Origin of the sequence: Actinomycetospora rhizophila, assembly GCF_042657905.1 — a bacterium.
GTDB lineage: Bacteria > Actinomycetota > Actinomycetes > Mycobacteriales > Pseudonocardiaceae > Actinomycetospora > Actinomycetospora rhizophila.
On sequence record NZ_JBHSKG010000010.1, the window covers coordinates 1 to 12,571 of the forward strand.

Annotated in this window: 12 protein-coding genes; 2 read left to right on the top strand and 10 right to left on the bottom strand. The window is 75.4% G+C overall.

Annotated features, from left to right (window positions below):
* The 3 genes from ACFPK1_RS18550 to ACFPK1_RS18560 form a co-directional block, all read right to left on the bottom strand.
* Positions 1 to 730 (bottom strand): DUF222 domain-containing protein (locus ACFPK1_RS18550; RefSeq protein WP_378022424.1); only part of this gene is annotated, 730 nt, incomplete at its 3' end.
* A gap of 353 nt (positions 731 to 1,083) precedes the next feature.
* Complete coding sequence (locus ACFPK1_RS18555) at positions 1,084 to 2,163, bottom strand: cysteine--tRNA ligase (protein WP_378022425.1); 1,080 nt, start codon at positions 2,161 to 2,163, stop codon at positions 1,084 to 1,086.
* Positions 2,163 to 2,597, bottom strand: coding sequence for a LapA family protein (locus tag ACFPK1_RS18560; protein ID WP_378022426.1), 435 nt, complete (start codon positions 2,595 to 2,597; stop codon positions 2,163 to 2,165). The genes ACFPK1_RS18555 and ACFPK1_RS18560 overlap by 1 nt, the downstream gene beginning before the upstream one ends.
* 136 nt (positions 2,598 to 2,733) lie before the next feature.
* Here ACFPK1_RS18560 and ACFPK1_RS18565 point away from each other — a divergent pair, with 136 nt between their 5' ends.
* On the top strand, positions 2,734 to 3,399 hold the full coding sequence (locus tag ACFPK1_RS18565) for an alpha/beta fold hydrolase (protein WP_378022427.1): 666 nt from the start codon (positions 2,734 to 2,736) through the stop codon (positions 3,397 to 3,399).
* Here ACFPK1_RS18565 and ACFPK1_RS18570 read toward each other — a convergent pair whose 3' ends face one another.
* The 5 genes from ACFPK1_RS18570 to ACFPK1_RS18590 form a co-directional block, all read right to left on the bottom strand.
* Entirely contained in the window at positions 3,400 to 3,747 is a 348-nt protein-coding gene (locus ACFPK1_RS18570) for a cobalamin biosynthesis protein (RefSeq protein ID WP_378022428.1), read from the bottom strand.
* Positions 3,744 to 5,150 carry a cobyrinate a,c-diamide synthase gene (locus ACFPK1_RS18575; RefSeq protein ID WP_378022429.1) on the bottom strand — a complete coding sequence of 469 codons (1,407 nt, stop codon included), beginning with the start codon at positions 5,148 to 5,150 and terminating at the stop codon, positions 3,744 to 3,746. The genes ACFPK1_RS18570 and ACFPK1_RS18575 overlap by 4 nt, the downstream gene beginning before the upstream one ends.
* Positions 5,151 to 5,178: 28 nt before the next feature.
* Entirely contained in the window at positions 5,179 to 5,793 is a 615-nt protein-coding gene (cobO, locus tag ACFPK1_RS18580) for a cob(I)yrinic acid a,c-diamide adenosyltransferase (RefSeq protein WP_378022430.1), read from the bottom strand.
* A gap of 58 nt (positions 5,794 to 5,851) precedes the next feature.
* Positions 5,852 to 7,864: a VWA domain-containing protein gene (locus ACFPK1_RS18585; protein WP_378022637.1), complete on the bottom strand. Its 2,013-nt coding sequence runs from the start codon at positions 7,862 to 7,864 to the stop codon at positions 5,852 to 5,854.
* Between the two features lie 243 nt (positions 7,865 to 8,107).
* On the bottom strand, positions 8,108 to 8,986 hold the full coding sequence (locus ACFPK1_RS18590) for a S1 family peptidase (protein WP_378022431.1): 879 nt from the start codon (positions 8,984 to 8,986) through the stop codon (positions 8,108 to 8,110).
* 320 nt (positions 8,987 to 9,306) lie between these two features.
* On the opposite strand from ACFPK1_RS18590, the gene ACFPK1_RS18595 reads away from it, so the two are divergent.
* Positions 9,307 to 10,695 (top strand): mycothione reductase, encoded by a 1,389-nt coding sequence (locus tag ACFPK1_RS18595; RefSeq protein WP_378022432.1) that lies wholly within the window; start codon positions 9,307 to 9,309, stop codon positions 10,693 to 10,695.
* A gap of 12 nt (positions 10,696 to 10,707) precedes the next feature.
* Here ACFPK1_RS18595 and ACFPK1_RS18600 read toward each other — a convergent pair whose 3' ends face one another.
* Together ACFPK1_RS18600 and ACFPK1_RS18605 are read right to left on the bottom strand one after the other, a co-directional pair.
* The gene (locus ACFPK1_RS18600; RefSeq protein ID WP_378022433.1) at positions 10,708 to 11,571 is read right to left on the bottom strand and encodes an ABC transporter permease; all 864 of its coding nucleotides are present in this window, start codon (positions 11,569 to 11,571) and stop codon (positions 10,708 to 10,710) included.
* Entirely contained in the window at positions 11,571 to 12,542 is a 972-nt protein-coding gene (locus ACFPK1_RS18605; protein WP_378022434.1) for an ABC transporter ATP-binding protein, read from the bottom strand. Before ACFPK1_RS18605 ends, ACFPK1_RS18600 begins: the two co-directional genes overlap by 1 nt.
* Between the last annotated feature and the right edge of the window lie 29 nt (positions 12,543 to 12,571).

A 12,571-nucleotide genomic window follows, 5' to 3' on the forward strand; every position in this document is an offset into this window, starting at 1 on the left:
GCGTGCCGCTGGGGGTGCGGGCGGTGTCGACGAGGTCTTTGAGGCCTTCGATGCGGCGCTGCGCGAGCTGGCGGGTGTCGTCGGGGCCGCAGGGGGCGGCGAGGTCGTCGATGATCCCGGTGAACGCTTCGGCGTCGACGGGGTCGGACATCCGCCCGCGGAACAGCAGCATCCCGTTGTTGCGGCGGGTGAACAACAACTCGTCATCACCGCCCGGGTCCTGCTCGAGCGGCTGCTCCCCGTCGGGGTCGAGGTGGGCGAGCAGGCGGTCGGCGACCGCCTGCAACCCCCGCGGTCCCAGCCGGGTGGCCTCGTCGGCCAGCCGCTGCTCGGCGTCGACCCATTCCTGTCGGGGCAGCCCGTCGACGCGGTCGAGGCGGCGCATCGTGGCCCGGACGATCCCGATGTGGGCCGGGCCGATCCGGCCGGCCGCGGCCACCGCCGCGGTGCCCGGCAACCGCGCCGCCAACACCTCGCCGGTCATGGAGCGGCGACCGCACAGGTCGCGGGCCTCGTCGACCAGCCGGCGGGCCTCGAGCGCCCCGACCCGCCAGAGCTGCTCGAGCACCCGCGCGGTGGAGCGATCCCCGGTCACCTCCGCGACCTGCAGCTCCTCGAGCTCGGCGACCTGCTCCAGACGTGTGTAGGCCTCGCGGCGGCGGGCGGTCTCGGCGAGGCGGGCGCGCTCGATCGCGTCCCGCTCCCTCGTCCCGAGCACCCGTTCGCTCATGCGTTCGATTCTAGCGGACAGCTACGACAGCGGCGACACCCGCGACACCGCCGGCCCCGGTCACGCAGACCGCCTCAGCGATCTCGGAGACCGCCCGACCAGCCCCGATGATCACGAGCACCTGACGCACCCTGGCCCGCCCACAGACGTGCACGACGTGCCCGTGATCTCCACGAGCCGGCGCGGGGCACGCCGGACGCCGTCCGGCACCGCGGCGAGCGGCACGTTCAGCAACCCGCCACGCCCGCTGATCATGCGCAGCGCACCGCTCGCGCCCGCCGCGCTCCCGGCGAAGGGCACCCCGCGCCCGTCTACCCGACCGAAGGTGCCCCTCGCTCAGCACCGCCGATCCTTCAGGCCAGCCCCAGCACCGCCAGCGTCGTCCGCGCCGCGTCGCCGCCCTCGGATTCCGCGAGCGCCAGCGCGCCCGGCACGTCGAGGTCGTCGAGCAGCCGCGCGAGCACCGCGCTCCCGGCGGCCTCCGACCCGCCGGCCCGGGCCGCCGCGGCGTAGAGCCGCTCGAGGCGGGCGCCGGCCGCGTCGAGCGCGTCCGTGGTGACGTCCCATGGTTGCGCCCAGGGCCGGTCGAGCAGGAGCAGGCGCACAGCCGCGGCCGGGTGGGTCTCGAGCAGTTCGCCGACGAGCAGCAGGTTCCCCGCCGACTTGGCCATCTTCTCGCCGTCCACACGCACCGTCCCGACGTGCAGGCGGGCACGGGCGAACGGCGCGACCCCGGTGACCGCCTCGACCATCGCGGCCTGGGTGGTGTGGTGGGGGTGGCGGAGGTCGGCGCCGCCGATGTGCAGGTCGACCGCGGAGCCCAGGACGGTGAGCGCCATCGCCGCGCACTCCGCGTGCCAGCCGGGGCGCCCCTCGCCCCACGGGCTGGGCCAGGCGGCCTCGCCGGGCGCGGCGGGGCGCCAGACGAGGGCGTCGGCGGGGTCGTCGGCGGCGGGCCAGGGGGCCTCGCTGGAGGTCTCGTCGCCCGCGAGGTCCACCGCGGGCAGCCGGGCCGACCGGAACAGCACCGCCCCGTCCCGCTCGTACGCCGCGCCCCGCTCCAGCAGCGCCGACGCGAGCGCGACGACCCCGTCGACGTGGTTGTGGGCGCGCGGTTCGTGGGTCGGCGGGCGCACCCCGAGGGCGGCCATGTCGTGGTCGAAGCGGAACTGGCCCACCGCGGCGAAGCTGTCGAACCGCGCGCCGGCCCGCTCGGCGGCGGCGTCGAGGACGTCGTCGACGTCGGTGACGTTCCGGCAGCTGACCACCTCGATGCCGATGCGGCGCAGCACACGGGCGGCCACGTCGGCCCACACGAACGTCGAGGCGTGCCCGAGGTGGGTGGTGTCGTAGGGGGTGATGCCGCAGACGTAGGCGCGGGCGCGCCCCACCAGCGGCAACGGCGCGCCGGCCAGGCGCAGCGACGGGCTCATCAGCGGGTCCTCCCCGTGCGCTTGGCCGCCCGGCGCCACTGGACCATCCGCCCGAGTCCGGGGATGGCGAGCAGGAGCACCCCGGCGATCGCGGCGAAGAGCAGCCAGATGCCGAGCGGCAGGGTGGCCTCCAGCCCGAGGAACACGACGCGCGCCGGGTCGAGGTTCTGGAGGATGAAGATCAGCAGGAACACGAGCACGACGGCGCCGAGGATCAGCCCGATCCAGGCGCCACCGACCCGCGTGCGGCCCGGGGACGTCCGGATCCGCGGGCGTGCCGCGGCCGCGCCGTCGGGGATCGTGGGGTGGTCGGTGGGCGGGGCCGACGCTCCGGGAGTGGTCCTGTCCAGCTCGGCCCGCGACACCGCGCCGGTACCGGGGCTGGTCGGTCCGTCGGCCGGCGACGGTGCCCCGTACCGGGACTGCTCGCTCATGCCCGTCATCTTCGCGCGTTCCGGCACCGGGCGTGAGACCCGTGGGTGGGCACCACCCGAGGCAGAAGCGGTGATGATGGCGCGAAGACGCAGCATGTCTTCGACGTATGGCGCGGGCACCCCCGACGATGAGGACATGACGACCTTCGTCCTCGTCCCCGGCATGTGCCACGGCGGCTGGTGCTTCGACGACCTCGCCGCCGACCTGCGCGCCGCCAGTTACGACGTCCGGGCCCTGACCCTCACCTCCGTCGGCGACCCGGGCACGCCGCCCGATCCGGCCGTCGACCTCGAGACCCATGTCGCCGACGTCGTCCGCGCCCTCGACGCGAGCCGCGGTCCCGTGGTCCTCGCCGGGCACAGCTACGGCGGGCTCCCGATGACCGTCGCCGCCGACCGCCGCCCCGCGCGGGTCGACGCGCTCGTCTACCTGGACGCCTTCGTCCCCCGCGACGGCGAGAGCGCGCGGACGATGACGAACGACGCCGAGCGCGCCTGGTACGACGAGGGCCGCGCGACCGGCCTCGTCCCGAGGCTGCCGTTCTTCGACGCCCGCGCGAGCGACCACCCGCTCGCGACCCTCGAGCAGCCCGCGCGCCTCGAGCACGGCCTCGAGCGCTTCCGCCGGCGCGTCTATCTCTACGCGCAGCGATGGGGCGGCATGACCTCGCCGTTCGCGCCGACCCTCGCCCGCCTCCACGGCGACCCGCGCTGGACCGTCCACGAGCTGGACGCCGCGCACAACCTCATGCGCGACGTCCCCGATCGGTTGCGCGACATCCTGCTCGACGCCGCCCGATGATCAGCGCGCCACCGCCACCGTCACCCCGTGCCCCCGCTGCTTGGGCGTCACGAGCACGCCGCCACCCCGCTCGCGGGCGGCGAGGACCGCGGCCGCCTCGGCGACGCTGCCGGTACCGGTGAGGCGGCGGACGACGGCCGAAGGGCTGGGGACGTCGACGGTGTCGAGCTCGCTCGCGGGGTAGGTCCGCAGCGTCCGGCCGGCGGCCAGGGCGACCACCGCGGGCTCCGTGGCGCGGGTCGAGATCGTCGCGACGACGTCGAAGCCGGCCAGCGCGAGGGCGTCGACGGCCTCCTGCAGGTGCGCGAGCGGCGTCCCCGGCTCGATGCCGACGCCCAGCACCGTCACGAGGGCCTGCGGCCACGTGAGTGATCTGGGTCGTCCCGACGACCCAGATCACTCACGTGGCGGAGCCATCGAGCCACACCGTCCGGGCGGCCCGCCGGGTGCGTGTGCAGGTAGGACGCGTGGACGCCGCCCGCCACGAACCCCTCGGGCTCGGCGCCGCCCCAGCGCCACGCCGGTGAGCTGCCGGCGCGCGGGGTGGTCACTGTGCGGTGGAACTCGTGACCGGTGACCGTCTCGCCGGCCGCAGCCAGCGGGGAGTCGGCGCACGCGGTCGCGGTGCGGTAGCCCAGGGCCAGGCGTGGGCCCATCGCGGCGTCGGCGTCGAGCACCCCGCACATCGGCGCGCCGTCCAGTGACCGCGCGAGGTAGAGCAGCCCGCCGCACTCGGCGTGCACCGGGCCGCCCGCCGCCGCGAACGCGCGGACGTCCTCGCGCAGCGCGGCGTTGGCGCTCAGCGCCGCGGCGTGCTCCTCGGGGAAGCCGCCGGGCAGCACGAGCCCGGCGGTGCCGTCGGGGAGCGCCGTGTCGTGGGCGGGGTCGACGGTGACCACCTGTGCCCCGCCGGCGGCCAGGAGCTCGACGTGCTCGGGGTAGCCGAACGTGAAGGCCGCGCCCCCGGCGACGGCCACCACGGGCTCGCCCGGGACGACCGCGCCGACCGCCGCGCGCGGGTCCCACGCCGACGCCGGGGTCGGCGGCGCCGAGCGGGCGAGGGCGGCGACGGCGTCGAGGTCGACGTGGTCGGCGACGAGGCCCGCCATCGCGTCGACCGCCGAGCGCGCCGCGGCGCCGTGCTCGGCGGCCGTGACCAGCCCGAGGTGCCGCGACGGGACGGCGAGCTCGGCGTGGCGGGGCAGGACGCCGAGCACGGGCAGGGCGACCTCGGCGCACGCGGCGCGGAGGATCTCCTCGTGACGGTTCGACCCGACGCGGTTGAGGATCACCCCGCCCAGGCGCAGGCGCGGGTCGAAGTCCCGGAACCCGGCGAGCAGCGCGGCGATCGAGCGGGACTGCCCGCGCGCGTCCACCACGAGCACCACCGGGGCGTCGAGCATCCGGGCGACGTGGGCGGTGGAGCCGTCGGCGTCGGCGGGCGCGCCGATCCGCCCGTCGAAGAGCCCCATGACGCCCTCGACCACGGCCAGCTCGGCGCCCCGGGACCCGTGCGCGACCAGCCCGGGCAGCGTCGCGGCGTCGACGAGCACGGCGTCGAGGTTGCGTCCGGGGCGCCCGGCGGCCAGCGCGTGGTAGCCGGGGTCGACGTAGTCGGGGCCGACCTTGAACGGGGCGACGGCGGTGCCGCGGGCGGCGAGCGCGCCGAGCAGGCCGGTGGCGACGGTGGTCTTGCCGCTGCCCGAGGAGGGCGCGGCGACGACCAGCCGAGGGGGGAGAGCAGCTGTCACGGGGTCGAGCTCCGCTCCGCTTCGTCTCCTACCACTCGATCCCCTTCTGCCCCTTCTGCCCCGCGTCCATCGGGTGCTTGATCTTGGTCATCTCGGTGACGAGGTCCGCGGCGTCGACCAGGGCGGGCGGCGCGTCGCGGCCGGTGACGACGACGTGCTGGTGGCCGGGCCGCGCGCCCAGCACCGCGACCACCTCGTCGACGTCGATCCACCCCCACTTCAGGGGGTAGGTGAACTCGTCGAGCACGTAGAAGTCGTGCGCGCCCGCCTCGAGCCGGCGCCGGATCTCCGCCCAGCCCTCCCGCGCGGCCGCGGCGTGGTCCTCTTCGGACCCCTGCTTGCGCGACCACGACCAGCCCTCGCCCATCTTGTGCCACTCGACGGCCCCGCCCTGGCCGGTGTCGCGGTGCAGGTCACCGAGGGCGCGCAGGGCCGTCTCCTCACCCACGCGCCACTTCGCCGACTTGACGAACTGGAACACCGCGATCGACGACCCGGCGGTCCACTGCCGCAGCGCGAGGCCGAACGCGGCGGTCGACTTGCCCTTGTTCACGCCGGTGTGCACGACGAGCAGCGGGCGGCGCCGGCGCTGGCGCGTCGTCAGCCCGTCGTCCGGAACGCTGCTCGGGACCCCCTGCGGCACTGTCAGCCTCCTTCGTCGGCATGTGAGCGAACTTTGGGGCTATAGCCCCGAAGTTCGCTCACGAGGCGCGGAACTGCTCGACGACGCCGGCGACGGACTCGCCGGTCAGGTCGTCGAGGGTGACGACGGTGCCGCCGGCGACGCGCGCCACGCGGCCGGCGAGCCCGAGGCGCACGGGACCGGACTCGCAGTCGACGACGACCGTGCTCATGCTCGCGCCGCGCCCGGCCGCGCCGGCGTCGCGGGCGAGCCCCCGCGCGGCGTCCAGGGCGGCGTCCAGCCCCCCGGACGACGTCGCGCGCCCGTCGGTGAGCACCACGAGCAGCCCCCGCCGGCGGGGGTCGCGGGTGCGCTCGGTGCGCAGGACGGCCCGGGCGGTGCGCAGCCCGTCGGCGAGCGGGGTGCGCCCGCCGGTGCGCAGGTCACCCAGGCGGGCGTGGGCGGTGTGCACCGAGGTCGTCGGCGGGAGCGCCACGCTCGCCGCCGTGCCCCGGAACGTCACCACGCCGACCCGGTCGCGGCGCTGGTAGGCGTCGCGCAGCAGGGCGGCGACGGCCCCGGTCACCGCCGACATCCGCCGGCGCGCCGCCATCGACCCCGACGCGTCGACGCAGAACAGGACGAGGTTGCCCTCGCGGCCCTCGCGCACGGCGTGGCGCAGGTCGGCCCGGCCCACGCGCGCCCCCCGTCCGGCGGCCGCCAGGACCGTCGCCGGCACATGCAGGGTCGTGTCGTCGCGCGCGTCCGGCACCGCGCGCACGACGCGGCCCTGCCGTCCCCGGGCGCGCGAGCGACGGCCCGGCGCCCCCTCCCCCGTGCCGCGGACCTCGAACCGGCGGGCCTTCAGCCGCGTCCGCGCCGGCGCGCCGACGGGGACGCCGGCGGGCTCGGGCTCTGCGGGTCCGGACGGCGGTGAGGGTGGTGACGGCTGGTCGGCGTCCCCGTCCGACGTCTCCGGAGGCGGCGCCGACGCGCTCGGGGGCGGCGCGCCCCCTCCGCCACCCGGACCGCCACCGTCGTCCGGGCCACCACCGTCGTCGTCGGGACCCCCGCCGTCGTCCGGCCCGCCCTCCGGCGGTTCCGGGGGCTCGGGCTCGTCGGCCGCCGCCTCGTCGGCCGCCTCGTCCGCCTTCTCCATCGCCTCGTCGAGCTCGTCCTCGCCGAGGTGCGGCTCGTCGAACGGGTCCCGGCGGCGCCGGTGGGGCAGGGCGAGCCGGGCGGCCGCGCGGACGTCGGAGGCGTCGACGGCCTCGGCCCCGCGCCAGGCGGCGTGGGCGACCGCGGTGCGGGCCAGCACGACGTCGGCGCGCATCCCGTCGACCTCGACCTCCGCGCACAGCGCCGAGATGCGCACCAGCTCCGCGTCGGGCAGCACCACGGACGCCAGGCGGGCGCGGGCCGCCACCAGGCGCGCCCGCAGCGCGTCCTCGTCGCCGGCGAAGCGGGCGGCGAAGCCGTCGGGATCGGCGTCGTGCGCCAACCGCCGGCGCACCACCTCGGTGCGCTCGGCGACGTCGCGCGAGGCCGTGACGTGCACGGTGAGCCCGAAGCGGTCGAGCAGCTGCGGGCGCAGCTCGCCCTCCTCCGGGTTCATCGTCCCGACCAGCAGGAACGCCGCCGGGTGGGTCAGCGAGACGCCGTCGCGCTCGACGGTGGCCCGCCCGGTGGCGGCGGCGTCGAGGAGCAGGTCGACGAGGTGGTCGTGGAGCAGGTTGACCTCGTCGACGTAGAGCACCCCCCGGTGCGCGGCGGCGAGCAGCCCGGGCCGCACGGTCGCGCGGCCGTGGGCGAGGACCTCCTCGAGGTCGAGCGACCCGATGACGCGGTCCTCGGACGCCCCGACGGGCAGCTCGACCAGCCGCACGGGACGGCGTTCCCGCGCGGCGTCGAGCGGGAACGGGCCGTCGGGGCTCACCTCGCCCGCGTCGGTGTCGACCGAGAAGCGGTCGGCGGCGACGACCTCGACCGGCGGCAGCAGCGTCGCGAGCGCACGCACGATCGTCGTCTTCGCCGTGCCCTTCTCCCCGCGCACCAGCACGCCCCCGATGCCCGGGTCGACCGCGGTGAGCATGAGGGCGGTTCGCAGGTCCTCGTGGCCGACGACGGCCGAGAACGGGAAGCCCAAGAGGGGTCCTCACGAGTAGGGGAGGGACGGGACGGCCGACCCTAACCCACGACATCTGAGCGCCCGCTGAGATGAAGGCGCTGAGATGACGGTGACGGCGTCCGCGGAGCGGGACCCGGACCCGGGGGCAGGTGGGCCCGGGTCCCGTCTCCGTTTCGTCGGACCGGTCTGCCCTCCGGTCCGGACGTCTCAGTTGAGCTGCGGCGCGAGGGCCGTGCTCACCGCCGCGACCCGCACGTAGTAGCCGGGCTTGCCGGCGCGGGCGCAGCCGTCGCCGAACGACGTGACGCCGATGAGCTTGCCCGCCGCGACCAGCGGGCCGCCGGAGTCGCCCTGGCAGGAGTCGACGCCGCCCTGGTCGAAGCCGGCGCAGGTCAGGCGGCGCGCGTCGAACGACCGGTCGCCCGAGCGGCAGTAGTCGTCGCCGCGCATCGGCACGGTCGCCGTCAGCAGGTAGCGCGACGGGGCGCCGCTCTCCGCCGTCGTGCCCCAGCCGAAGATCTGGGCGGCGCGCCCGTCGGTGTAGAGCGTCTCGTCGCCCGGGCCGGCCAGCGGCAGCGGCGTGCGCGTGCTGGGCGTCTCCAGCGTCAGCACCGCGAGGTCGGTGCCCCGGCCCACGCCCTCGAACTCCGGGCTGACCCACACCGAGCGGACGCCCGAGGTCTCGCCGACCGCCGACTGCTTGTCGTCGCGACCGGTCACCACCCGGGTGTGCTCGGCGGTCGTGCTGGCCATGCAGTGGGCGGCGGTGAGCACCTTGGTCGGCGTCACCAGCGTGCCGCCACAGAACTGGAAGCCCCCGGCGTCGGTGAGGAACACCGCCCACGGGTTCTCGTCGGTGGTGGTCCGCGCGCCCCCGACGACCCGGACACCGGCGTCGACGACGAGACCGGACCCCGCGGTGCCGCCGGCGCCGCCGGGGTCGCCGGGGTCGCCGTCCGGCGTGGTCCCCTCGGCGGCCCACGCGCCGGCGGCACCGACGAGCGCGAGCAGGAGGGTCACCCCGGCGAGCACGAGCGCTCGACCCGTCCAGTCGGGGACCCGCCCACCACGCACGCCGTTCGACATCCGGTCCGCCCCTTCGCCCAGGTCCGTGCGGCGGCTCGGCAACTGAGCTGTTCGGCTCAGTGCGAGCTGCCGTTGGCCGCAGACCACAGCAGCCGTCCGGACCTCGGACAAGGCGCCGAGTGGAAGGTTCGCTCCGCCGAGCGACGACGAACGGTCGATTTTCGTCGGTAAACGACACCGACGGGTGGCGATCGGCCGGTGAACGGTCGCCGCTCATCGACGAGCGGAACGCCCGGCGACCGTTCGTCGCGGCCGCCTCGCGTGGGTGACCCTCACCGGCCGGACCGCACGGGCTCCGGTCGCGCACTACCGTGGAGGGCGTGCCCCACCACGACCTGGTCATCATCGGCACCGGCTCCGGCAACACGATCCCGGACGAACGGTTCGCCGACATGGACGTGGCCATCATCGAGCACGGTGTCTACGGCGGCACCTGCCTCAACGTGGGCTGCATCCCGACCAAGATGTACGTCTACGCCGCGGACGTCGCCGAGACCGTCCGGCGGGCGGGCGACCTCGGCGTGGACGCCTCGGTCGACAAGATCCGCTGGACGGACATCCGCGACCGCGTGTTCGGGCGGATCGACCCCATCTCGGCGGGCGGGCAGCGCTACCGGCAGGGCCAGGAGGGCACGACGGTCTACCTGGGTCACGCGAGCTTCACCGGGGAGCGCACGCTCGCGGTGACGCCGACCGAGGGCGGGAAGACGGTCACGGTCACCGGCGAGCGGGTCGTCGTCGCCGCGGGCGCGCGCCCGGCGATCCCCGAGGTCATCGCGTCGAGCGGCGTGCCCTTCCACACCTCCGACACCGTCATGCGCCTCGACGAGGTGCCGCGCCGCCTGACGATCATCGGCGGCGGCTACATCGCCGCCGAGTTCGCGCACGTGTTCTCGGCGCTGGGCTCCGAGGTCACGCTCGCCACCCGCGGACCGGCCCTGCTGCGCGAGCAGGACGAGGAGGTCTCGGCGCGCTTCACCGAGCTCGCCGCACACCGCTGGAACGTCCTGCTCGAGGCCGCGCCCACCGCCCCGCCCGAGCAGCGTGCCGACGGCACGATCGTCGTGCACACCCGCCACGGGGCGATCGAGAGCGACGTCCTGCTCGTGGCCACCGGGCGCATCCCCAACTCCGACCGCCTCGACGCCGCGGCGGGCGGGCTCGCCCTGCACCCCGACGGCCGGATCGTCGTCGACGACCAGCAGCGCACCACCTCCCCGGGCGTGTGGGCGCTCGGCGACGTGAGCTCGGAGCACCAGCTCAAGCACGTCGCCAACCACGAGGCCGCCGTCGTGCGGCACAACCTGCTGCACCCCGACGAGCCGCGCGCCACGAACAACGCGCACGTGCCGGCGGCGGTGTTCACCGATCCGCAGATCGCCTCCATCGGCCTGCGCGAGCAGGACTGCCGCGACCGCGGCATCCGCTACGTCACCAAGGTGCAGCGCTACGGCGACGTCGCCTTCGGCTGGGCGATGGAGGACACCACCGGCATCGTCAAGCTCGTCGCGGCGCCGGACGGGACGCTGCTGGGCGCCCACCTCATGGGCCCGGAGGCCTCGTCGCTCGTGCAGCCGCTCATCCAGGCGATCACGTTCGGCCTCGACGCCCGCACGATGGCCGAGAAGCAGTACTGGATCCACCCGGCGCTGCCCGAGGTGATCGAGAACGCCCTGCTCGGGCTCCCCCTCGACCCCGAGCAGTGCTGATCACGGGTCCGTCTACTCGGTGCGCCGGAACCGCCACACGGCCAGCGCCAGCAGCAGGACGCAGCACGCGAGCGTGATGAGGATCTGCACGCCCACCGGCACCGGCCACGTCCCCCAGACGATGCCGGGGTCGAAGCGGGCGCGGGTGGCGGCGTCGACGTCGAGGTGGTCGAACACCACCGACCGCAGGGGCTCCACGGCGTAGGTCATCGGGTTGACGTGCGTGAGCACCGCGAGCCACGTCGGCAGCCCCGAGAGCGGGAAGAGCGCGCCGGACAGGAACATCAGCGGCGTGATCACGAGCTGGACCAGCGGCATCGCCGACTGGACCTGGCGCACCCGCGCCGCCAGCACCAGGCCCAGCGCGGTGATCATGAAGCCCATCAGGAAGATCAGCCCGATCATCGCGAGCAGCATGAGCGGGTCGTAGGGCACCCCGACGAGCCCGGCCAGGGCCAGCAGCACGAGGCACTGCAGGGTCGCCACCGATGCGCCGCCGAGCGCCTTGCCGACGAGGATCGACGCCGTCGACACCGGCGCGACGAGCATCTCGCGCAGGAACCCGAACTCGCGGTCCCAGACGATCGAGATGCCGGCGAACGCCGCGGTGAACAGCACCGAGATCGCCATGACGCCGGGGAACAGGAACGTCGTGAACCCCACCGCGCCGCCGGCGCTCGAGTTCAGCAGCGAGCCCAGGCCGGTGCCCAGTACGAACAGGAACAGCAGCGGCTGGGCCAGCGAGGACAGGATCCGCGAGCGGTCCTTGGCGAACCGGATCATCTCGCGCTGCCAGACGACGGTGGCGGCGCGGGCCTCGGTGGCGAGGCTGCTCTCGGGGATGTGCAGGGCCTCGGGTCGCACGGTGGTGGTCATCAGCGCCTCATCCGCATCGCCATCGGGTGCATCGACGGGCCGGCCTCGGCGTCGCGGATCGTCGTGCCGGTGTGGGCCAGGAACACGTCGTCGAGGCTGGGCCGGGTGACGGTGACCGAGCGGATCCCCACCCCGAGGCGGTCGAACAGCCGCGGCACGAAGCCGGCGCCGTCGGGCACCGCGATCGTCACCGCACCCTCGCGCACCGCCCCCTCGATCCCGAGCTCGGTGCGCAGCGCGCGCAGGGCCGCCTCGTCGTCGTCGGTGGTGATCGCGACCCGGTCGGCCCCGACCTGCGCCTTCAGCGCGTCCGGGGTGTCGAGGGCGACGATCCGGCCCTCGTTCATGATCGCGATCCGGTCGCAGTGCTCGGCCTCGTCCATGTAGTGGGTGGTGACGAAGACCGTGATCTCCTCTGTGCGGTGGAGCTCGGCCACGTAGTCCCAGATCGTGCCGCGGGTCTGCGGGTCGAGCCCGATGGTCGGCTCGTCGAGGAAGAGCACCTGCGGCGAGTGCAGCAGCCCGCGGGCGATCTCGAGGCGCCGGCGCATGCCGCCGGAGTAGGTCCGCACCTCGTCGCCGCGGCGCTCCCAGAGCCCGACCATCCGCAGGACCTCCTCGCGGCGGCCGGCCGCGCGCCGGCGGTCGACCCCGTAGAGCTCCTGGTGGAAGCGCAGGTTCTGCTCGCCCGACATCGGGGCGTCGAGGGTCGGGTCCTGGAAGACCAGGCCGATCCGGCGGCGGACCGCGGCGCGATCGCGCACGACGTCGAGCCCCACGACCTCGGCGTGGCCGTCGGTCGGTTCGACCAGCGTGCACAGGATGTTGATCGTCGTCGACTTGCCCGCGCCGTTCGGCCCGAGGAAGCCGAACGTCTCCCCGCGCGCGACCTCGAGGTCGATGCCGCGGACGGCCTCGACCGGCCCGTAGCGCTTCACCAGGCCGCGGACCGCGACCGCCGGTGCGTCCATCCCCTGCCCCTCCCCTAACGGTGTTAGAG

Coding starts and splice junctions, on each gene's coding strand:
- ACFPK1_RS18555 (WP_378022425.1), bottom strand. CDS start 2,163: ATGAGCCCGTCGCTGCGCCTGGCCGGCGCGCCGTTGCCGCTGGTGGGG.
- ACFPK1_RS18560 (WP_378022426.1), bottom strand. CDS start 2,597: ATGAGCGAGCAGTCCCGGTACGGGGCACCGTCGCCGGCCGACGGACCG.
- ACFPK1_RS18565 (WP_378022427.1), top strand. CDS start 2,734: ATGACGACCTTCGTCCTCGTCCCCGGCATGTGCCACGGCGGCTGGTGC.
- ACFPK1_RS18585 (WP_378022637.1), bottom strand. CDS start 7,864: ATGCTCACCGCGGTCGACCCGGGCATCGGGGGCGTGCTGGTGCGCGGG.
- ACFPK1_RS18590 (WP_378022431.1), bottom strand. CDS start 8,986: ATGTCGAACGGCGTGCGTGGTGGGCGGGTCCCCGACTGGACGGGTCGA.
- ACFPK1_RS18600 (WP_378022433.1), bottom strand. CDS start 11,571: ATGACCACCACCGTGCGACCCGAGGCCCTGCACATCCCCGAGAGCAGC.
- ACFPK1_RS18605 (WP_378022434.1), bottom strand. CDS start 12,542: ATGGACGCACCGGCGGTCGCGGTCCGCGGCCTGGTGAAGCGCTACGGG.